Below are 20035 nucleotides of genomic sequence, written 5' to 3'. Positions count from 1 at the left end.
CGGCGCCCTCGCTTCACAGATCCTGGCGCGTCAGCCGGCCGTGCATCGCGACCGGCCGCGCGGCGGGCCTGCTCGGCACGTCGCCCATCGTCAGCGCCATCACCGAGACCATGACCACGCGATCGATGATGGCGCGGACGTCGTCGAGGTCGCACTTGCCTTCCGACAGCCGCAGCAGGCGTTCCTTCTCGCGGATGGTGTGGTGCGCCATCGCGAGCGCGAAGTGCAGGCCCCAATAGAGCTCGGTGTCGCTGCTGGCCGGCATCGCGCGGCGCATCGCGGCGGCGAACTTGCGCAAGTGATCGACCTCGCGATTCTTGATGCGGCGGATCGGCGGCACGGATTCGATCGAGGCGCGGATCATGAAGCGCGCCGCGGTCGAGCCCTCGCGATCCGGCCCGAGGCAGCCGCGCAGGGTGGGGCCGACGAGGGCGCGCATGATGTCCTCGATCGCGGCGCGGCCGCCGCCTTTTTCCTCCGCCGCGCGCAGTTCGTTGAGGCGCTCGCGGTTGGTCTGGATGCTGCGCGTGACGAACAGCTCCGCGATCAATTCGTCCTTGGAGCCGAAATGATAGTTCACCGCCGCGAGGTTGACGTTCGCCTCCGCGACGATGTCGCGCAGCGTGACGTCGCCGAAGCCGCGGTCGGCATAGAGCCGCTCGGCGGCGGCGAGAATGGCGGATCGGGTCTGGTCGCTGGCCATGGCTGGGAGCCTTTCCGTTATTCCGCGGTACGCCGGGGAATGACGAAGACGACAGGGAGTTGCATTTCAAACATTTGTATGAAACTATCGTTTGAAGAGCCGGAAATGTCAATCCGCGCGTTGCGGGCGGTCTTCTGGCACAGCACCGCCGCCCTTCCGCGAACGCCCTTGCGAGCCGCGGAGGCGGGGTCAACAATGTCGACAAATGGCTACGGCCCAGGTCAGCGACCCAGGTCAGCGGCCCAAGTCTAGGAAACGAGGAGCGTCCCATGGATTTCACGATGTCGCCCAAGCAGAAGGAATGGCTGGAGCGCGTTCAGGCTTTCATGAAAGCGCATGTCCGTCCCGCCGTGCCGATCTACGACAAGCAGGACGCCGAAGGCCCGCGCTGGAAGGTGATCCCGATCCTCGAGGATCTGAAGAAGAAGGCGAAGGCCGAAGGCCTCTGGAACATGTTCATGCCGCCGTCCTCGCATGAGGACGATGAATTCCATGGCGCGGGATTGACCAATCTCGAATACGCGCTGCTGTCGGAAGAGATGGGCCGCATCTCCTGGGCGTCCGAAGTGTTCAACTGCTCCGCCCCCGATACCGGCAACATGGAAGTGTTCATCCGCTACGGCACCAAGGAGCAGAAGCGCAAATGGCTGCGGCCGCTGATGGACGGCGAGATCCGCTCCGCCTTCCTGATGACCGAGCCGGCGGTCGCTTCCTCTGACGCCACCAACATCGAGACCCGCATCGAGAAGGACGGCGATCACTACGTCATCAACGGCCGCAAATGGTGGTCGTCGGGCGTCGGCGATCCCCGCTGCAAGATCGCGATCCTGATGGGCAAGACCGATTTCAACGCCGCCAAGCATCAGCAGCAGTCGCAGATCCTGGTGCCGCTCGACACCCCCGGCATCAAGGTCGAGAAGATGCTGCCGGTGTTCGGCTTCGACGACGCGCCGCACGGCCACGCCCAGGTGCTGCTCGAGAACGTGCGCGTGCCGAAGGAAAACATCCTGCTTGGCGAAGGCCGCGGCTTCGAGATCGCGCAGGGCCGACTCGGTCCGGGCCGCATCCATCACTGCATGCGCACCATCGGCCAGGCCGAGGAGGCGCTGGAGAAGATGGTGAAGCGGCTCGCCTCGCGCACCGCGTTCGGCAAGAAAATCATCGAGCACTCGGTCTGGGAGCAGCGCATCGGCGAGGCCCGCGCCGACATCGAGATGAACCGTCTGCTCTGCCTCAAGGCCGCCGACATGATGGACAAAGTCGGCAACAAGACCGCGCAGGCCGAGATTGCGATGATCAAGGTCGCGGCTCCCAACATGGCGCTGAAGATCATCGACCAGGCGATCCAGGCCTATGGCGGCGGCGGCGTCTCCGACGAAGCAGGCCTCGCCCGCGCCTATGCCCACATCCGCACGCTCCGTCTCGCCGACGGTCCGGACGAAGTGCACAATCGCGCCATTGCCAGACTTGAACTTCGGAAGTATGCAAACACGTCGCACTGAGCATGATGCGGAACGCATGGCGTTCGCGCGCACATCGTGCTCAGAATGAAAAAGAGAGATCAGGCTGGCGTGCCAGCCTGATTGAGGGAGCGCCCCGACGCGCTCCTTGAAAAATCGAGTTGAGGGACCGTCATCGTGGCGGACGGCGTCAGGAAAGACGAAGAATTTTCCGGCACAAGGGAAGTCGAGGAGCGCCATCGTATCAACGAGGCCAGTCTCGACGCCTGGATGAGGGAACACGTCGAGGGTTATCAGGGCCCGCTCACGGTCCTGCAGTTCAAGGGTGGCCAATCCAACCCGACCTACAAGCTCGAGACCCCCGGCCGCAACTACGTGATGCGGCGCAAGCCGTTCGGTAAATTGTTGCCGTCGGCGCATGCGGTCGATCGTGAGTTCCGCGTGATCGCGGCGCTCGGCAAGCAGAATTTCCCGGTCGCGAAAGCCTACGCGCTGTGCACCGACGACGCGGTGATCGGCTCGGCCTTCTACATCATGTCGATGGAGGAGGGGCGGGTGTTCTGGGATCCGACGCTACCGACCCAGGAGCCCGACGCGCGCCGCAAGATCTTCGCCAGCAAGATCGAGACGCTGGCCAAGCTTCATCTGTTCAATCCCGAGGCGATCGGCCTCGGCGATTTCGGCAAGCCCGGCAATTATTTTGCGCGACAGGTCGATCGCTGGACCAAGCAGTACCGCGCCTCCGAAACGCAGCACATTCCCGAATTCGAGAAGCTCGCCGAGTGGCTGCCGAAAACCGTTCCGGAGCAGAAGCGCGTCTCGATCGTGCATGGCGACTATCGCCTTGACAACATGATCTTCCACGCCACCGAGCCGCGGGTGCAGGCGGTGCTCGACTGGGAATTGTCGACGCTCGGCGATCCCATGGCCGACTTCACCTATCTGCTGATGCAGTGGACCATGCCGGGCCTCGTCAATGCCGACCTCAAGGCATTGAACATTCCGAGCCAGGATGAGGCGGCGCAGATCTACTGCGACGTGACCGGCATCCCGGTGCCCGACCTGAACTGGTATTTCTCCTACAATCTGTTCCGCCTTGCGGGCATCACGCAGGGCATTGCGGGGCGGGTGCGCGACGGCACCGCGTCGAATGCCAAGGCCCTCGAGTCGGCCAAGCGCACCGTGCCGCTGTCGCAGGCGTCATGGGAATACGCGCAGAAGGCCGGCGCAACCTGATCCAGGAACGCGGCGCGATCCCGCAGGGTTCGCGCCGCTTTGCTTTCACCTCGCCCCGCTTGCGGGGAGAGGTCGGAACGCATGCAGCGAAGCGAAATGCGATCCGGGTGAGGGGGACTCTCCGCGAGTTCATCTGTCACCGGGTTTGCCGAGGTAGCCTCTCACCCCAACCCTCTAAGAGCGAGCTGCGCTCGTCTCGACCCCGCAAGAGCGGGGCGAGAGAGCAAGATCGCGCCGCCGCTGCAAGGTGCGGCATGTTTCCGCATTGTAGCCATCTGTGACTTGAGTTCGCGCTGCCGCTTTGGCAAGTCAGTCCGGTCAACGGCCGCCCTGGTCCTGATCGGACATTTTCATTTTGACCCTCTCCTCGAACCTTCGCGGCAGCCTGTTCATGGCTGCGGCCATGGCCAGCTTCACGGTCAACGACACCATCACCAAGGCGGTGTCGGCGGAGCTCAACATCGGCGAGATCCTGCTCGTCCGCGGCCTGGTCGCGATGGTGCTGGTCGCGGCGCTCGCCTGGTACCGCGACGCGTTGCGCAGTTTTGGCGCGCTGCTGATCTGGCCGGTCGGACTGCGCGTCCTTGGCGAGATCGGCGGCACGCTGACCTATCTCTCGGCGATCTCGCAGATTCCGCTCGCCAACGCCTCGGCGATCTTCCAGGCGCTGCCGCTGGTCATCACGCTCGGCGCCGCGCTGGTGTTCGGCGAGCCGGTCGGCTGGCGGCGCTGGCTGGCGATCGCCGCCGGCTTCATCGGCGTCCTCGTCATCGTTCGGCCCGGCGCGGAAGGCTTTAGCCAGGCTGCGCTGCTGGCGCTGGCGTCGGTCGGATTCTGCGCGGTACGCGATCTCGCCACCCGCCGCATCCCGAAGCACTTGCCGACCGTGTTCATCACGCTGCTCACCACCGTGACCGTGACGACGGCGGGTGCTGTCGTCCTTGTCCCGCTCGGCGGCTGGCGGCCGCCGTCCGGCAATGCGCTCGGCCTGCTCACCTTCGCCGCGGTGCTAATCCTGATCGGTTACCAGTGCATCATCGTGTCGCTGCGCACAGGCGACATCTCGGCGGTGGCGCCGTTCCGCTACACCGCACTGCCGTGGGCGATGCTGACAGGTTATCTCGCCTTCGGCCACAAGCCCGACGGTCCAATGCTCGCGGGTGCCGCGATCATCGTCGCCTCCGGCCTCTATGCCTTCTACCGCGAGCGCAAGCGCGACAAGCTCCGCCCCGCCGCGACCGGACCGGGATTGCCGCCGGACGGGCTGTGAGGCATCCGTGATCCGTAGGATGGGTGGAGCGCAGCGATACCCATCATGGCGCCGCGGATACGAGGTGATGGGTTTCGCTCGCTCTACCCATCCTACGCAGTCATTTGCAAATCACTTCGCGCAATGTGCGATCAGCCGCGCGACGAATGCGCCGCAGGCCTCGAGCTGCGACATCTCGACGAACTCGTCCGGCGTATGCGCCTGTGCGATCGAGCCGGGGCCGACCACGACGGAGGGCACATCCGCCATGCTGACGAACAGGCTGGCCTCGGTGCCGAAGGCGACCTTGGCGTGGTCGTTGCGGCCGGCAAATTGCTTGGCGAGCGTGACGATCGCAGCGTCGGCGGCGGTGTCGAGCGCGGGGTAGTCGAGGATTTCCTCGAAGTCGATGCCGCATTCGGGGTGCCGCTTGCGCATCGCCGGCTCGATCTCGGCCTTCGCCCAGGCGATGATCGCGTCTGTCACTTCTCTCGACTCGGTGATGCCGATGCCGCGGCATTCGAATTCCACCACGCAAGTGTCGGGCACGATATTCAGCGCGGCGCCGCCATGCACGATGCTGGTGAGCAGGGTCGAGTGCGGCACATCGTAGAGGCTGCCTTGTTCGGCATCCGCGGCCAGCAACGCGGCGCGGCGGCGGATTTCGGTGATGAGGTCGGCGGCATATTCGATGGCGTTGACGCCATCGGGCGCGATCGAGGAGTGGCGGGCGAGCCCGCGGAACGTGGCGCGCACGCCGTGCTTGCCCTTGTGCCCGATGATCACCTGCATCTGGGTCGGCTCGCCGACGAAACAGCCGAGCGGCTTGATCGGCTTGCGCGCGACCTCGCGCAGCATCGGCCGCACGCCGACGCAGCCGATCTCCTCGTCATAGGAGATGGCAAGATTGATCGGCGTCTTCAGATCGGCCGCGAGCATCTCGGGAACCATCGCGAGGCAGACGGCGACAAAGCCTTTCATGTCGGTGGTGCCGCGGCCGTAGAGCCGGCCATTGCGCTCGACGAGCTCGAACGGGTTGTGGCTCCAATCCTGTCCCACAACCGGCACGACATCGGTATGCCCCGACAGCACCAGCCCGGCCTTGTCCTCGGGGCCGATCGTGACCCACAACGAGGATTTCTGCCCGGTCTCATCGACGATGCGCTGCCCCGTGAGGCCAAGCGAGGCGAGGTAACGCTCGATGTAATCGATCAGGGGCAGATTGCTGCGGTCGCTGACGGTGTCGAAGGCGACGAGGTCGGCCAATAGTTTGCGGATGCGGTCGGGACGTTGATTTTGCATTGCCTGTTCGTTTGCGAGGGATTGCGCGAGGAATTACGAGTGTGCGGGCGATCCTGCCAGCGAAGTATAACAGCTGGTTGGCCTGCCGAGGCCAAGCAATATTCGGACCGTTGCCGGCGGTTATTGCACGGCACTGGCCATGAGTCAGCGCAAGGTTGGGTAGAGCGCAGCGAACCGATCGACTTTGATCGGCGCGGAAGCATGGTGGGTTTCGCTGCGCTCTCCCATCCACATATTCGGTGTCGTCCCTGCGAAGGCAGCGACCCATAACCACAAATGCTGATTGTTGAACGATGCTGCGACGACGAGTCCCGTTCTCAACACGCGCCGCGGCGTATGGGTCCCTGCTTTCGCAGGGACGACAGTTGTGAATGTGGTGCCGTTGTCGCGTCACACGGACTGGCAGGCCCAGCGAACGGAGAGCGCCCTTGCTAAATCGGCTTGCCGGTATACGGCATCGACGCGGTGAGGCCGCCGTCGACCGGGATGGCCTGGCCGTTGACGTAGGACGCTTCATCGCTCGCCAGGAACAATCCCATCGCGGCGAGCTCGTGCGGCTGGCCGGCGCGCTTGAGCGGATTGAGCTGGCCGATCTTGTCCTGGGTGCCGCGCTCCTTGGCGCGATCGAACACCGGCTTGGTCATGCCGGTCTCGATCAGGCCTGGGCACACCGCATTGATGCGCACGCCGGTGCCGGAGAGCGAGTAGGCGGTGGTCTGCACCAGGCTGATGACGCCGGCCTTGCTCGCACCATAGGGATGTCCGCTGGCACCCGACTTCAGGCCCGCGACGGAGGCGGTGCAGACGATCGAACCGGAACCTTGCTTCGTCATATGCGGGATCGAATGCTTGATCGCGAGGAACGGGCCGATCAGATTGACGCGCAGCACTTCCTGCCAATGCTCGACGGTCTGGTCGGCGAGCGGGACGAGCCCGCCGCTGACGCCGGCATTGGCCCAGATCGCATCGAGCTTGCCGTACTTCGAAACCGCCTTCTCGATGAAGGCCTTCACGTCGCTCTCCGAGCCGGCATCGGCGGTGACGGCTTCAACGGTGCCGCCGGCGTCGCGCACCAGCTTGGCGGTCTCGTTCACGCGCTCGGTGCGATCGACCGCGATCAGCTTGGCGCCTTCCCTGGTGAACAGCAGCGAGGCGGCGCGGCCGATGCCGCTGCCAGCGCCGGTGATGATGACGGATTTGCCTTCGAGGCGGCCCATGATTTTCTCCCTGTTCACATGATCCCCGACGCGTCTGCCGCGCGACGGAATTCAAACAAAATTTCAAACGTCCGAAGCACTTGAGGCGATGTGCGGCGTGACGTACAGCGAGACGGGACACTATTGAAGGGCTCATCCGATGTCCAATCCAGACAAGCCTGACGTGAAGGTGACGCGGTGGTGGTGGGTTCGCCACGCGCCGGTGCGCAGCGACGGCGGCAACATTTACGGACAAGAGGATATCGACTGCGACACCGGCGACACCGAAGTGTTCGAGGCGGTCGCCAAGATGCTGCCGCGCGATGCGGTCTGGTATTCGAGCAATCTGAAACGCACGCACAAGACCGCCGACGCGATCTGGGCTGCCGGGTTTCCAAAGCCGGACAGCATGACGCAGGAACGCGACTTCGCCGAGCAGCATCTCGGCCAATGGCAGGGCATGAACCGCGCCGCGTTTCTCGCCAGCCGTCCGCCGGGCACGGCCTGGTTCGCCGATGTCAACGAGCCCGCGCCCGGCGGCGAGAGCTACATGGATCTCTATACCCGCGTCTGCCGCACCATTGTGCGGATCACCGCGGCGGAAGCGGGCAGGAATATCATCGCCGTCGGCCATGGCGGCGTGATCAAGGCCGCGGTCGGGCTGGCGCTCGGTGGCCAGCCGGACCGCGGATTGTCCTTCGACATCGACAACGTCTCGGTGACGCGCCTCGATCATATCGCGAGCGCCGGCCTGTCGACCTGGCGCTTGCCGATGGTGAACCAGCAGCCGTGGATTGCCGATCCGCGCCACGCCGCGATGCATCAGCCGTCCGGGCCTGAAGTCAGGCCCGCGAGCAAGCTTGCGTGATTGCTGCTATCGCAACCTCACGCCGCTGCTTAAGCTCACCGCAGAATTCAAACACCGTAACATCAGGGAGAGAAACATGACCTTGTTCGACATGAAGGGAAAAGTCGCCGTCATCACCGGCTCGACGCGCGGCATCGGACGCGCGATCGCGGAGCGCATGGCCGAGCACGGCGCCAAGGTCGTGATCTCCTCGCGCAAGGCCGACGTCTGCGAGCAGGTGGCGAAGGAGATCAACGACAGCTACGGCAAGGGCACCGCGGTTGCGATCGCGGCGAACATCTCGTCGAAGGAAAACCTGCAGAACCTCGTCGACGAGAGCAACCGCGCCTTCGGCAAGATCGACGTGCTGGTCTGCAACGCGGCGTCCAATCCTTATTACGGTCCGCTCGCCGGCATCTCCGACGATCAGTTCCGCAAGATCCTCGACAACAACATCGTCGCCAACAACTGGCTGATCTCGATGGTGGTGCCGCAGATGATCGAGCGCAAGGACGGCTCGATCATCATCGTGTCCTCGATCGGCGGCCTGAAGGGCTCGACCATCCTCGGCGCCTACGCGATCTCCAAGGCCGCCGACATGCAGCTCGCGCGCAACCTCGCCTGCGAATACGGCAAGCACAATATCCGCGTGAACTGCATCGCGCCGGGCCTGATCAAGACCGACTTCGCGAAGGCGCTGTGGGACAATCCGGACAATCTGAAGGCCTCGACCGCACGCTCGCCGCTGCTGCGGATCGGCGTGCCGGACGAGATCGCGGGCGCCGCCGTGATGATGGGCTCGCGGGCCGGCGACTTCATGACCGGCCAGACCATCGTGATCGACGGCGGCGCGACGATCAGCTGACGCCGGCGTCGCCGAGGTCGCGCATTGTCGTCATGGCCGGGCTTGTCCCGGCCATCCACGTCTTCCTTTGCGACCCCAAAGACGTGGATGCCTGGGACAAGCCCGGGCATGACGGAGCAAGGGGAGGCGTGCTCGCCTCACTCCACCGCCGCGTACACCCCGTTGCGCACCAGCGAGCGGGTATATTCGCGCTGGCCCGGGCCCTGCATCATGAAGACCGCGATCAGGTCTTCGCTCGGATCGATCCAGAAGAACGTGCCGGCCATGCCGCTCCAGAAATACTGGCCGACCGAGCCGGAGAACGGCGCGATGCCCTGCTGCATGCGCACGGCGAAGCCGAGGCCGAAACTGTGGCCGGGCGACACCAGCGTGCCCTGGATCTTGACGCCGGCGCCGAGGTGATCGGAGGCCATGAATTCGAGCGTCTTGCGGCCGATGATCCTGGTGCCGTCGAGCGAGCCGCCACCCAGCAGCATCTGCGCGAAGCGCGCATAGTCCATCGTGGTCGAGACCAGTCCGCCGCCACCGGATTCCATCGCCGGCTTCTCCAGCATGTTGAACAGCTGCACCTTCTCGTTGGTCCAGGGATCGTTGGCAAACGCCTCGGCGAGGCGGCCGGCATTGGCTTCCCCGGTGTGGAAGGCGGTCTCGGTCATCTGCAGCGGCGAGAGGATGCGCTCAGTGAGGTACGCGCCGAGCGTCTTGCCGCTGACGACTTCGATGATGCGGCCGAGGATGTCGGTGGAGCGGCTGTAGTTCCATTCGGCGCCGGGCTGGCAGACCAGCGGCATGCCGGCGAGCATGGTGGCGTGCTCGGCATTGGTGATCTTGCGGCTGCGCAGCCGCGACTGCTGGTAGATCTGCTGCACCGGGCCGTTGCCGGTGTGGTCATAAGTAAGCCCAGACGTGTGGCGGAGCAGGTCCTGGATCGTCATCTGCCGCTTCGCCGCGACCAGCTCGAGCTTACCGCTGTTCTCGACGCCGACCTTGGTCTCGGCGAATTCGGGGATGAATTTCGCAACGGGGTCGTTGAGCAGGAAGTGGCCGTCCTCCAGCAGCTGCATGATGCCGACCGAGACGATCGGCTTGGTCATCGAGAAGATGCGGAAGATCGTGTCATGCGCCATCGGCGCCGAGGCGGTCGGGCTTTGCCGGCCGATCGCGTCGAACCAGCCGATCTGGCCGCGCCGCGCGACCAGCACCGTCGCGCCGGGCATGGTTCCCTTGTCGACCTCGCGGCGGAAGGTGTCGGACATCGCCTGCAGCCGCGCGCTCGACAGCCCGATCGATTCGGGCTTGGCGAGGGGAAGGGAGGGGGTGGCCGGGCTGGCGGCGTGCTTGGTGGCAGTTTGGACGTTCATGGTCTCTCCCTGGTTCTTGATTCTTGCGGCGAGGTGCCGACACGGGGTGATCGCCGAAGTCTGGCGCAGAAGTTTTGCAATGAACAGAAGCTTCACCGCTTCGCCCTTGCAAACCGGCCATGCCCTGTGCTTGAAACGGCGCGAACTGGCGGCGACGCTGGTTCCCTGCAGGAGTGTAGCTCAATTGGTAGAGCACCGGTCTCCAAAACCGGGGGTCGCAGGTTCGAGCCCTGCCACTCCTGCCAGCTTTTACCCAATTATTTGAAGGTGTTGGCCGAGGTCCCGGACCCCGGCCATGATCATGTTTGCCTACTTGATGAGCGGGCAGCCGCCGTCCTTGAGCGGCCGGAACGCCTGGTCGCCGGGCACTTCGGCGAGCACCTTGTAGTAATCCCACGGCGCCTTCGATTCCTCGGGCTTCTTGACCTCGAACAGGAACATCGAGTGCACCATGCGGCCGTCCTCGCGCACCACGCCGTTGTCGGTGAAGGCGTCGCGGACCGGGGTCGCGCGCATCTTGGCCAAAACCTGCTTGGTCTCCTTGGTGCCGGTGGCCTTTACCGCGTTGAGGTAGTGCAGGGTGGCGCTGTAGGTCGCGGCCTGGTTCATCGTCGGCATCCGCTTCATGCGCTCGAAGAAGCGCTTGCCGAAGGCGCGGGTGCGGTCGTTGAGATCCCAGTAGTAGGCCTCGGTGATGATCAGGCCCTGCGCCAGCTTCAGCCCGAGGCTGTGGATGTCAGAGATGAACATCACGATGCCGGCGAGGTTCTGCCCGCCCGCGACGATGCCGAATTCGGAGGCCTGCTTGATGGTGTTGATGGTGTCGGCGCCGCCATTGGCCATGCCGATGATCTTGGCCTTCGAGGCCTGCGCCTGCAGCAGGAAGGACGAGAAGTCCGGCGTGTTGAGCGGATGTCGCGCGCTGCCGAGCACCTTGCCGCCGGCGGCGCGGACCACGTCGCCGGTGTCGCGCTCGATCGAATGGCCGAACAGATAGTCGGCGGTGATGAAGAACCAGGTGTCGCCGCCGTTCTTCACGATCGCGCTGCCGACGGTGTGGGCGTTGGCATAGGTGTCGTAGGTCCAGTGCAGCGTGTAGGGCGAGCAGGACTTGCCGGTGATGTCGGAGCTCGCCGCGTCCGTCACGATCATGATCTTCTCGAACTGCTTCGACATCTCCATGCCGGCGAGCGCGGTCGCCGAGGTCGGCATGTCGATAATCATGTCGACATTCTCCGCCTCGTACCATTTGCGGGTGATGGTGGCGGCGACGTCGGCCTTGTTGAGGGCGTCGGCAGTGACGAGCTCAATCGGCTTGCCGAACATCGACCCGCCGAACTCCTCGATCGCCATCTTGGTGGCCTCGACATTGCCGGCGCCGCCGATGTCCGAATAGACCGACTGGAAATCCGTGAGCACGCCGATCTTGAGCGGCGCCTGCTGCGCGAGCGCCGGCCCTGCCAGCACAGCCGCTATCAGGCCGGCGGCGGACAGATTCGTGACGATGGATTTCATGATGGTGTGCCTCCCCGAGGTGTTCTTATCAGTTTGTCCGACAAAGCTAGATTTGCTCGGTTCCGGTGTCAATTCCGGCTGCCTAGGTGCGACAATCAGGCCGTATATCGCCGGTTTGACGCCTCAAGGGCCTTCGCCTATCCTTTGTCGGACAAACGACAATCGGGGTCCGGGGGAGCTGAAGATGCCCACCACGCCGCTGTTCCGGCGTATCGATGTCGCGCCGGCCTATCAGAAGGTCGCCGACGCGATCGAACGCGAGATCATCAACGGCCGGATCAAGCCGGGCGAGCCGATCGGCACCGAGCAGCAGCTCGTGGCGCAGTTCGGCGTCAACCGCTCGACGGTGCGCGAAGGCATTCGCGTGCTTGAGGAGGGCGGGCTGATCCGCCGCGATTCCAGCCGCCGGCTACAGGCCTGCCTGCCGCGCTACAACAAGCTCGCGACGCGCCTGTCCCGCGCGCTGATCCTGCACGAGGTGACGTTCCGCGAACTGTTCGAGACCTCGATGACGCTGGAGGTCGCGAGCGTCGAGGGTGCGGTGGAGCGCGCGACCGAGGAGAACATCGCCGAGCTCGCCGGCAATCTCGAGCGCAGCGCGGCTGTCGTCGGCAATCCCGCTGCGCTTGCCGAGCTCGATGCGGAATTCCATGTGCTGATGGCGAAGGCCTCGCAGAACCGCGTGCTGCAGCTGGCGCGCGAGCCCGCCGCGCAACTGTTCTTTCCGACCACCGAGATGATCGTGGGTGGCGTGCCGGAGGGCGGCGCGCGGCTGGTCGAGGCACACCATCATCTGCTCGACGCGATCAAGCGGCGCGACAAGGAGGCCGGCGTGCTGTGGACGCGGCGGCATTTGCAGGACTGGCGGCGCGGCTTCGAGAAGATCGCCTCGCTCGATCGCTCGGTCGAGCACACCTACATGGAACACGCTTACGCCGCGCGGCAATAGGGACGGCGCGGCCAAGACAAGACGAAAACAACGACAACAAGCACATTCGGGAGGGACTTAATGAGCGGAGACATCGCAGCAACCATCCAGCGCGCCCGCGAGCACAGCATCGGCGATCTGTTGCGCCGGTCGGCGAAGCGCTACCCCGGCAAGACCGCGCTGATCTGCGGCGAGGTGAGCTGGAGCTTTGCGGAGATGGACGCGATCTGCAATCGGCTCGGCCGCGGCTTGCTTACGCTTGGCGTTGCGAAGGGCGATCGCGTCGCGGTGCTGTCGCGCAACTCGCACGGCTTCGCCGCGCTGCGCTTTGCGGTGGCGCGGATCGGCGCCATCCTGGTGCCGATCAACTTCATGCTCAATCCGGACGAGATCAATTTCATCCTCGCCAATTCCGGCGCCAAGCTGCTCGCGGTCGGCCCCGATTTCGTGGAGACGGCGCAGGCTGCGGCCGCCAAGGGCTCGGCGGTCGAGACCCTGATCTGGCTGCCGGGCGAGGATCCGGCCAACGCGCCCGACGGCATCACGACATTCGACAGCCTGTTGCACGGCGACGCGTCGGCGCCGGATGTGTCGGTGGACAGCCGCGATCCCGCGCAGATCATCTACACCAGCGGCACGGAGTCGCTGCCGAAGGGCGCGATCCTCACCCATGAAGCCGTCATGTGGCAGTATGTCAGCTGCATCATCGACGGCGGCATGGCGACCGACGACACGGTGCTGCACGCGCTGCCGCTCTATCACTGCGCGCAGCTCGACGTTTTCCTGGGGCCCGCGATCTATCTCGGCGCCACCAGCCTCATTACCGGCAAACCAGTGCCCGACAATGTCCTGGCGCTGATCGCGGCCCACAAGATCAATTCGTTCTTCGCGCCGCCGACGATCTGGATCGCGATGCTGCGCTCGGGCGCGTTCGACCGCACCGACCTGTCGACCCTGCGCAAGGGCTATTACGGTGCGTCGATCATGCCGGTCGAGGTGCTGCTCGAATTGCAGCGACGGCTGCCCGACGTGAAGTTCTGGAATTTCTACGGCCAGACCGAGATCGCGCCGCTCGCGACCGTGCTGACGCCGGAGGACCAGCTGCCGAAGGCCGGCTCGGCCGGCAAGCCCGCGATCAATGTCGAGACGCGGGTGGTCAGGCCGGATATGACCGACGTCAAGGTCGGGGAGGTCGGCGAGATCGTGCACCGCTCGCCGCATCTCTTGTCCGGCTACTACAATGATCCGGTCAAGACCGCGGCGGCGTTCGCCGGCGGCTGGTTTCATTCCGGCGACCTCGCCATCGTCGATGCCGACGGCTACATCAGCGTCGTCGATCGCGTGAAGGACATGATCAAGAGCGGCGGCGAGAATGTCGCGAGCCGCGAGGTCGAGGAGATGATCTACCGGCTGCCTTCGGTGTCGGAGGTTGCGGTGGTCGGGCTGCCCGATCCGCGCTGGATCGAGGCGGTGACCGCGATCGTCGTGGTCAAGGCCGGCCAGAGCCTCGATGCCGACGCCGTCATCAAGCATTGCGCGGCGTCGATGGCCCATTTCAAGGTGCCGAAGCAGGTCATCTTCGTGGATGCCTTGCCGAAGAATCCGAGCGGCAAGCTGCTCAAGCGCGAGCTGCGCCAGCGCTATGTCGGCGGCGCCACGCTCGACCAGGCGGTGCAGAAGAGCTTCGCCGGCTAGGCTGTCTATTGGCCAGCTGTCGCCGGCGCCTTGTCCGACCATTCCGGCGGCAAGCCAAGCTTGCCGGCGGCCATTCCGACCAGGCCGGGACTGCGGCCGAACGCCTCGCAGGCCGCGTATTTCGGCTTGCCGCCGAGCGTTGCGCCAATCTTGTCGAACGATGGCAGCCCCGGCGCCTTTCCGAATGGCGTCGCGCCGGTAACGACGAGCTTGCTGAAATCGTCGCTGAAGGAAGGGGCGAGATCGTAGGCGTCACCGGCGCTCGATACCATCGGCGAGTTGGTGAACGAATTCGCCCCGCGGGCCCAGATCATCGCCGCCTGCTGGCGGCTGGCCTGATCCCGCACCTCGGCTTCGACGGTCAGGCTGCCAAGTCCGACCGGCAACCGCGGCACCGGCACCGGCACGCCCGCGCCGAGCGCGCTCGGCAGGAAGCTGACCACCTTGGAAGTGCCCGCCGCGACCTCGTCGGTGGGGGCCGCCTGGGTGACAAGCGCGTGTACGGACAGATCCGCGGGCTGATCGGGACCAACGACCTGAAGCCGCTCGCTCAGGCCGACGCACAGCGAACGATCGATCGCGTTGGCCACCAGGTGTCTCTGCTCCTGGGACAGCGTCGGCGACGCCGCCTGCGCGAAGGTCGTCGGCACGATTCGCACCGTCTTCGCAGCGAGGACCTCGTCCTTGTTGACGCGAACCAGCGATTTCGCCAGCACGCCGTCGGACGGCGTGAGATTGTCGTACGATGCCAGTGATCCGCCCCGCGTCATCGGTGCGCTGGCACAGCCCGACAACACCACCACCGCAACCGCAGCGCCGGCAAGCAGGGATGACCGATTGGGCTGACCATTGCGCGACGCCCGGCCCGTGCTCCGCGCATCAGTCGCAGCGTCCGGCAGAAATTCGACTCTCATGTACCCCTCGAACGACCGCTCACCCCACGAACGATCGAACGTCACGATAGAGCAGGGCCGCCCGGGTCGGGATTAAGAGATATTAAGTCAGATGAAGCTCGCGAAACCGCGCGACCTATTTGAGCCACATTTGGCCGTGCAGGCTTAACAAAACGCTATATTTGCGCGCTGCGCATTTGGGGCCGAGGCCTCTAAAATGCCGTGATGCAAATCCTGGAATATGACCTCGTGGCTTTCCCCGTCACCAACGCACGCGTCCTCTGCGTCGAGGACGATGCCGATATCGCGCGCCTGCTGGCCGAGGTGCTTGAGGACAACGGCTTCAGGCCGGTGCTGGTCGGCTCGGCCGTGGAGATGGATGCGCTGCTCAAGCGCGAGAGCTTTGATCTCGTCGTACTCGACGTGATGTTGCCGGGCGAGGATGGGCTGAGCATTTGCCGGCGCCTGCGCATGTCGTCTTCGATTCCGATCATCATGGTCACCGCGCGCGGCGAGGACATCGACCGCATCCTCGGCCTCGAACTCGGTGCCGACGACTACGTCACCAAGCCATTCAATTCGCGCGAACTGGTCGCCCGTATCCGGGCACTGCTGCGCAGGGTCGAGAGCGGCGCCTCGTCGCGCTCCCGGCCGCGTCCGCTGACCTTTGCCGGATGGCGCATCAACCCCACCACCCGTGAGCTGCATGACCCCGCGGGCGTCCGGATCACGCTGACCGGTGCCGAGTTCGATCTGCTGCTGGCGTTCTGCCGCAATCCGGGGCAGGTGCTGTCGCGCGAGCAGCTGATCGAGCAGGCCTTCGGCGGCCTGATTGCATCGGTCGAGCGCAGCGTCGATGTGCATATCAGCCGCATCAGGCAGAAGATCGAGCCGGATCCGAGGGACCGCTCGATGATCAAGACGGTGCGGCTCGGCGGCTATATGTTCACGCCTGCGGTCGAGCAGATATGATGGGATGGGCGCAGCGGCTGATGCCGCGCAGCGTCGCTGCGCAACTCATGAGCCTCGTCGCGCTCTCGGAATTGATCGGCATCACGCTCGCCGCGGCGACCGTGATCTTTCTGTTTGATTCTCCCTCAGTCAACGACACGCAGAAGTTTCTGGCCGGGCGGGTCGCGGAGCTCACGCAGCTTCTGCGTTTCACGAAGACGCCAGCCGACGCGGATGAACTGCTGGGGGCAGCCAGGCGCGGCGGTCTCGACGTCAGGCGCGTCGCATTGAGCGAACTCGTGCCTCGGACGGTCGGCGAGACGCGGCCGTTTTCCATAAGAGCGTTTCGGCAGCTGGCGGCCGAGTCTGGAATTGAGTTGCTGGAGGAGCTGCGCCATCCGGCGGGCTCGTCGTCGCAGGTGGTCGTGAAGCTCGACGACGGCCACGCGTTGATGGCCGACGTCGCGGTCAAGGGCGGCTTCTGGTCCGTTCTGCTCCGCCCGGCGGCCGGGGGCGCGATCATCGTGCTGATATCCATGCTGCTGCTGTCGATCTATGCGGTGCGTTGGGTGATCGCGCCGCTGGCCGACGTCGCGCGTGCCGCGACCTCGTTCGGCCGCTCGCCGCGGGCGCCCGAGGCGTTGCGGCGGCGCGGTCCGCTCGAAATCGCCCAGGTCGCCGACGCGCTGAACGACATGCGCACGCGTATCGCAGCGCTGCTCGACGACCGCACCCGCATGCTCGCCGCTATCAGCCATGATCTGCGGACGCCGCTGACGCGGCTCAGGCTGCGTACCGAGCGCGTCGGCAACGACACCCTGCGCCCGGCGATGCTGGGCGATATCGCCAAGATGACGCGTATGATCAATGAGACCCTGGAGTATCTGCGCGAGGATGCCCGCTCGGAGGCGGCGTCGTTCATCGACCTGCCGAGCTTCCTGCAGACCATCTGTTCGGACTTCGCCGACATGGGTCACGCGGTATCCTATGCCGGGCCGGTGCGTCTGCCTTATGCCTGTCGGCCCCGCGCGCTGTCGCGCGCCGTCACCAATATCGTGGAGAACGCGGTCAAGCACGGCAGCAAGGTCGCGGTGATGCTTCGCCTCACGGAGGCCGGCCACATCGAGATCGAGGTGGCCGACGACGGTCCGGGCATTCCGCCGGCGCTGCACGACAAGGTGTTCGAGCCCTTCTTCAAGGCCGACAGCGCGCGGCAGGAGGGGGGCTTCGGGCTGGGGCTATCGATCGCGCAGGATATTGCCAAGCGTCATGGCGGCAGCATCGCGTTGAGGCTGCGGGAGCCGAGCGGACTGCTTGTATCGATGCTGCTGCCGCCAGGACCCGGCTTGGCCTAGACCTTGGCCTAGACGAGGCGAGACGAACGATCCTGATCTCGACAGGAAGCCAGGGGGTCGCAGGGCGCCTGCTAAGCCCTTGATTTGGAGAGACCAATATCCGATCTGCCCGAACCGGGCGGGCGCCGGGCGCGACCCCGCCGACCTTGACGTTTGGCCGGTCTCGCAGTAGATACCCCGCACTCGCAGCCGGCCCGCTTAGATGGCGGATATCCGGCGCGGCCTAATTCCCCGAACATTCGAGCTCGTTTATCGGCTCAACCTTCCAAACGAGGGCTGGGTCCGCAAGGTCGGCTGTTCGGATTCCTTGAAACGTTGCAATCGTCCGGTAACGGACGCGGATCTCACGATGGCTTTCAGCCCGTTCAAATTCCTGCAGGAAGTGCGCTCGGAGACCGCCAAGGTCACCTGGCCGACGCGCCGCGAGACGACCATCACCACCATCATGGTGTTCGTGATGGTGGCGCTGGCCTCGATCTTCTTCTTCGCCGCGGATCAGATCATCCGCTATCTCATCACCCTGATACTGGGCATCCACTGATGAGCATGGGAACTCAATTGATGGACAAGCGCTGGTACATCGTTCACGCCTATTCGAATTTCGAGAAGAAGGTCGCGGAATCGATCCGTGAGCAGGCCAAGCAGCGCGGGCTGGAAGAGCTGTTCGAGCAGGTGCTGGTGCCGACCGAGAAGGTCACCGAGGTGCGCCGCGGCCGCAAGATCGACGCCGAGCGCAAGTTCTTCCCGGGCTATGTGCTGGTGAAGATGAAGCTGACCGACGAGGCGTTCCATCTGATCAAGAACACCCCGAAGGTGACCGGCTTCCTCGGCGCGGAAAACAAGCCGATGCCGATCTCGGAAGCGGAAGCGATGCGGATCCTGCACCAGGTGCAGGAGGGCGTGGAGCGTCCGAAGGCGTCGGTGTCGTTCGAAATTGGCGAGAACGTGCGCGTGGCCGACGGCCCGTTCGCCTCGTTCTCCGGCGTGGTGGAAGAAATCGACGAGGCGCGCTCGCGCGTGAAGGTCGCGGTGTCGATCTTCGGCCGCGCGACCCCCGTGGAACTGGAATTCGGTCAGGTCGAAAAGGTGGTCTGACCGGACGGCGCGGGGTATATGCCTCGCGTCAAGTAGAGAGGCCGTGGGAGGGAGGAGGCGGTCGCCAGCCCCTTCAACCGAACCACGGAACCTGAAACCGCCGGCCCTGTCCGGCACAACAGGAGTGATAAATGGCAAAGAAAGTGACCGGATACCTGAAGCTTCAGGTCCCGGCCGGTGCGGCGAATCCTTCGCCCCCGATCGGCCCCGCGCTTGGTCAGCGCGGCCTCAACATCATGGAGTTCTGCAAGGCGTTCAACGCGCAGACCCAGAAGGAAGAGAAGAACACCCCGATCCCGGTGATCATCACGATCTATGCGGACCGGTCCTTCACCTTCGAGATGAAGACCCCTCCGATGTCCTACTTCCTCAAGCAGGCCGCCAAGATCCAGTCCGGATCGAAGGCGCCGGGCCGTGACAAGGCCGGCAAGGTGACCAAGGCGCAGGTGCGCGAGATCGCCGAGAAGAAGATGAAGGACTTGAATTGCGACAACATCGAATCGGCCATGAAGATGGTCGAGGGCTCTGCCCGTTCGATGGGTCTGGAAGTTGCGGGGTAACGGGCCATGTCAATCGGAAAGCGTTTGAAGAAGGCCCGCGAGGGCGTCGATCGCGAGAAGCTCTATCCGCTCGCGGATGCCATCAAGATGGTCAAGGAGCGCGCCAAGTCGAAGTTCGACGAGACGATCGAGATCGCGATCAATCTCGGCGTCGACCCGCGCCACGCCGACCAGATGGTCCGCGGCGTCGTCAACCTGCCGAACGGAACCGGCCGTACGTTGCGCGTCGGCGTGTTCGCGCGCGGCGCCAAGGCTGAGGAAGCCAAGGCCGCCGGTGCCGACGTCGTCGGTGCCGAGGACCTGGTCGAGAAGGTGCAGGGCGGTGCGATCGATTTCGATCGTTGTATCGCCACGCCCGACATGATGCCCCTGGTCGGCCGCCTCGGTAAGGTGCTCGGTCCGCGCGGCATGATGCCGAACCCGAAGATCGGCACCGTGACCATGGACGTCACCAACGCCGTGAAGGGCGCCAAGGGCGGCTCGGTCGAGTTCCGCGTCGAGAAGGCCGGCATCGTGCAGGCCGGCATCGGCAAGGCCTCGTTCTCCGAGGACAAGCTGGTCGAGAACGTCAAGGCGCTCGCGGATGCGGTCTCCAAGGCGAAGCCGGCAGGCTCCAAGGGCACCTACATCCAGCGCGTGGCGGTTTCCTCCACCATGGGCCCGGGCGTGAAGGTCGAGCCGGGCACGATCCTCGGCTGAGATCCTTGGCCGTGACGAGATAAAAGGGGCGGGACCGGGCAACCGGTTCCGCCCTTTGTTTTGCAGGAGCGTTTTCCAGCGAAGTGGGTACCGGTTCGCGTGAAGAACACGCGTCAGAACAACCA

General features: G+C 64.8%; 19 protein-coding genes and 1 tRNA gene. 14 read left to right on the top strand and 6 right to left on the bottom strand.

Translation table 11 applies throughout. The features are described from left to right. Nucleotides 1-13: 13 nt before the first annotated feature. Nucleotides 14-703 carry a TetR/AcrR family transcriptional regulator gene (locus QJT82_RS10665; protein ID WP_028339339.1) on the bottom strand — a complete coding sequence of 230 codons (690 nt, stop codon included), beginning with the start codon at nt 701-703 and terminating at the stop codon, nt 14-16. Nucleotides 704-972: 269 nt separating this feature from the next. Between QJT82_RS10665 and QJT82_RS10660 the strand changes: the two genes are divergently transcribed. The 3 genes from QJT82_RS10660 (at nt 973) to QJT82_RS10650 (ending at nt 4669) form a co-directional block, all read left to right on the top strand. Further along, on the top strand, nt 973-2205 hold the full coding sequence (locus QJT82_RS10660; RefSeq protein WP_028339338.1) for an acyl-CoA dehydrogenase family protein: 1233 nt from the start codon (nt 973-975) through the stop codon (nt 2203-2205). Nucleotides 2206-2340: 135 nt separating this feature from the next. Further along, a complete protein-coding gene (locus QJT82_RS10655; protein ID WP_018272167.1) occupies nt 2341-3399 on the top strand; it encodes a phosphotransferase family protein in 1059 nt (352 codons plus the stop codon). A 355-nt stretch (nt 3400-3754) separates the two neighbouring features. Continuing rightward, nucleotides 3755-4669: a DMT family transporter gene (locus tag QJT82_RS10650; protein WP_028339337.1), complete on the top strand. Its 915-nt coding sequence runs from the start codon at nt 3755-3757 to the stop codon at nt 4667-4669. A 111-nt stretch (nt 4670-4780) separates the two neighbouring features. On the opposite strand, the gene argE is transcribed toward QJT82_RS10650, so the two are convergent. After that, on the bottom strand, nt 4781-5950 hold the full coding sequence (argE, locus tag QJT82_RS10645) for an acetylornithine deacetylase (RefSeq protein WP_028339336.1): 1170 nt from the start codon (nt 5948-5950) through the stop codon (nt 4781-4783). 431 nt (nt 5951-6381) lie between these two features. Further along, nucleotides 6382-7167 carry an SDR family oxidoreductase gene (locus tag QJT82_RS10640; protein ID WP_028339335.1) on the bottom strand — a complete coding sequence of 262 codons (786 nt, stop codon included), beginning with the start codon at nt 7165-7167 and terminating at the stop codon, nt 6382-6384. Nucleotides 7168-7306: 139 nt separating this feature from the next. On the opposite strand from QJT82_RS10640, the gene QJT82_RS10635 reads away from it, so the two are divergent. Then, nucleotides 7307-8014, top strand: coding sequence for a histidine phosphatase family protein (locus tag QJT82_RS10635; protein WP_028339334.1), 708 nt, complete (start codon nt 7307-7309; stop codon nt 8012-8014). Nucleotides 8015-8090: 76 nt separating this feature from the next. Then, a complete protein-coding gene (locus QJT82_RS10630; RefSeq protein ID WP_026192903.1) occupies nt 8091-8858 on the top strand; it encodes an SDR family oxidoreductase in 768 nt (255 codons plus the stop codon). Nucleotides 8859-8995: 137 nt separating this feature from the next. Here the strand turns inward: QJT82_RS10630 and QJT82_RS10625 are convergent, their stop codons facing one another. Continuing rightward, nucleotides 8996-10219: a serine hydrolase domain-containing protein gene (locus QJT82_RS10625; protein WP_028339333.1), complete on the bottom strand. Its 1224-nt coding sequence runs from the start codon at nt 10217-10219 to the stop codon at nt 8996-8998. 169 nt (nt 10220-10388) lie between these two features. Between QJT82_RS10625 and QJT82_RS10620 the strand changes: the two genes are divergently transcribed. Then, a tRNA-Trp gene (locus tag QJT82_RS10620) sits at nt 10389-10464 on the top strand. Nucleotides 10465-10528: 64 nt separating this feature from the next. Here QJT82_RS10620 and QJT82_RS10615 read toward each other — a convergent pair. Next, nucleotides 10529-11734 (bottom strand): ABC transporter substrate-binding protein, encoded by a 1206-nt coding sequence (locus QJT82_RS10615; RefSeq protein ID WP_028339332.1) that lies wholly within the window; start codon nt 11732-11734, stop codon nt 10529-10531. A 184-nt stretch (nt 11735-11918) separates the two neighbouring features. On the opposite strand from QJT82_RS10615, the gene QJT82_RS10610 reads away from it, so the two are divergent. Together QJT82_RS10610 and QJT82_RS10605 are read left to right on the top strand one after the other, a co-directional pair. Beyond that, nucleotides 11919-12683 (top strand): FCD domain-containing protein, encoded by a 765-nt coding sequence (locus QJT82_RS10610; RefSeq protein WP_018272155.1) that lies wholly within the window; start codon nt 11919-11921, stop codon nt 12681-12683. Nucleotides 12684-12743: 60 nt separating this feature from the next. Further along, complete coding sequence (locus QJT82_RS10605) at nt 12744-14357, top strand: acyl-CoA synthetase (protein ID WP_028339331.1); 1614 nt, start codon at nt 12744-12746, stop codon at nt 14355-14357. Between the two features lie 5 nt (nt 14358-14362). On the opposite strand, the gene QJT82_RS10600 is transcribed toward QJT82_RS10605, so the two are convergent. Then, nucleotides 14363-15271, bottom strand: a complete 909-nt coding sequence (locus QJT82_RS10600) for a DUF3313 domain-containing protein (RefSeq protein WP_028339330.1) — start codon at nt 15269-15271, stop codon at nt 14363-14365. A 204-nt stretch (nt 15272-15475) separates the two neighbouring features. Here QJT82_RS10600 and QJT82_RS10595 point away from each other — a divergent pair, with 204 nt between their 5' ends. The 6 genes from QJT82_RS10595 to rplA all read left to right on the top strand — a co-directional run bounded on the left by QJT82_RS10595 (nt 15476) and on the right by rplA (nt 19910). Continuing rightward, on the top strand, nt 15476-16222 hold the full coding sequence (locus tag QJT82_RS10595; RefSeq protein WP_051447755.1) for a response regulator transcription factor: 747 nt from the start codon (nt 15476-15478) through the stop codon (nt 16220-16222). 71 nt (nt 16223-16293) lie between these two features. Beyond that, entirely contained in the window at nt 16294-17556 is a 1263-nt protein-coding gene (locus QJT82_RS10590) for an ATP-binding protein (RefSeq protein ID WP_196238130.1), read from the top strand. A gap of 349 nt (nt 17557-17905) precedes the next feature. After that, nucleotides 17906-18097 carry a preprotein translocase subunit SecE gene (secE, locus tag QJT82_RS10585; protein WP_016840554.1) on the top strand — a complete coding sequence of 64 codons (192 nt, stop codon included), beginning with the start codon at nt 17906-17908 and terminating at the stop codon, nt 18095-18097. Nucleotides 18098-18117: 20 nt separating this feature from the next. Then, nucleotides 18118-18651 carry a transcription termination/antitermination protein NusG gene (gene nusG, locus QJT82_RS10580; RefSeq protein WP_016840553.1) on the top strand — a complete coding sequence of 178 codons (534 nt, stop codon included), beginning with the start codon at nt 18118-18120 and terminating at the stop codon, nt 18649-18651. 131 nt (nt 18652-18782) lie between these two features. Beyond that, complete coding sequence (gene rplK / locus QJT82_RS10575; RefSeq protein WP_028339327.1) at nt 18783-19211, top strand: 50S ribosomal protein L11; 429 nt, start codon at nt 18783-18785, stop codon at nt 19209-19211. A 6-nt stretch (nt 19212-19217) separates the two neighbouring features. Further along, entirely contained in the window at nt 19218-19910 is a 693-nt protein-coding gene (rplA, locus tag QJT82_RS10570; RefSeq protein ID WP_018272150.1) for a 50S ribosomal protein L1, read from the top strand. Nucleotides 19911-20035: the final 125 nt, after the last annotated feature.

Source organism: Bradyrhizobium sp. Mp19, assembly GCF_029952935.1.
Taxonomy (GTDB): domain Bacteria; phylum Pseudomonadota; class Alphaproteobacteria; order Rhizobiales; family Xanthobacteraceae; genus Bradyrhizobium; species Bradyrhizobium elkanii.
This window is presented reverse-complemented; position numbering and strand designations above follow the sequence as displayed.

Coding starts and splice junctions, on each gene's coding strand:
- QJT82_RS10665 (WP_028339339.1), bottom strand. CDS start 703: ATGGCCAGCGACCAGACCCGATCCGCCATTCTCGCCGCCGCCGAGCGG.
- QJT82_RS10660 (WP_028339338.1), top strand. CDS start 973: ATGGATTTCACGATGTCGCCCAAGCAGAAGGAATGGCTGGAGCGCGTT.
- argE (WP_028339336.1), bottom strand. CDS start 5,950: ATGCAAAATCAACGTCCCGACCGCATCCGCAAACTATTGGCCGACCTC.
- QJT82_RS10640 (WP_028339335.1), bottom strand. CDS start 7,167: ATGGGCCGCCTCGAAGGCAAATCCGTCATCATCACCGGCGCTGGCAGC.
- QJT82_RS10635 (WP_028339334.1), top strand. CDS start 7,307: ATGTCCAATCCAGACAAGCCTGACGTGAAGGTGACGCGGTGGTGGTGG.
- QJT82_RS10630 (WP_026192903.1), top strand. CDS start 8,091: ATGACCTTGTTCGACATGAAGGGAAAAGTCGCCGTCATCACCGGCTCG.
- QJT82_RS10625 (WP_028339333.1), bottom strand. CDS start 10,219: ATGAACGTCCAAACTGCCACCAAGCACGCCGCCAGCCCGGCCACCCCC.
- QJT82_RS10615 (WP_028339332.1), bottom strand. CDS start 11,734: ATGAAATCCATCGTCACGAATCTGTCCGCCGCCGGCCTGATAGCGGCT.
- QJT82_RS10610 (WP_018272155.1), top strand. CDS start 11,919: ATGCCCACCACGCCGCTGTTCCGGCGTATCGATGTCGCGCCGGCCTAT.
- QJT82_RS10605 (WP_028339331.1), top strand. CDS start 12,744: ATGAGCGGAGACATCGCAGCAACCATCCAGCGCGCCCGCGAGCACAGC.
- QJT82_RS10600 (WP_028339330.1), bottom strand. CDS start 15,271: ATGAGAGTCGAATTTCTGCCGGACGCTGCGACTGATGCGCGGAGCACG.
- QJT82_RS10595 (WP_051447755.1), top strand. CDS start 15,476: ATGCAAATCCTGGAATATGACCTCGTGGCTTTCCCCGTCACCAACGCA.
- secE (WP_016840554.1), top strand. CDS start 17,906: ATGGCTTTCAGCCCGTTCAAATTCCTGCAGGAAGTGCGCTCGGAGACC.
- nusG (WP_016840553.1), top strand. CDS start 18,118: ATGGACAAGCGCTGGTACATCGTTCACGCCTATTCGAATTTCGAGAAG.
- rplK (WP_028339327.1), top strand. CDS start 18,783: ATGGCAAAGAAAGTGACCGGATACCTGAAGCTTCAGGTCCCGGCCGGT.
- rplA (WP_018272150.1), top strand. CDS start 19,218: ATGTCAATCGGAAAGCGTTTGAAGAAGGCCCGCGAGGGCGTCGATCGC.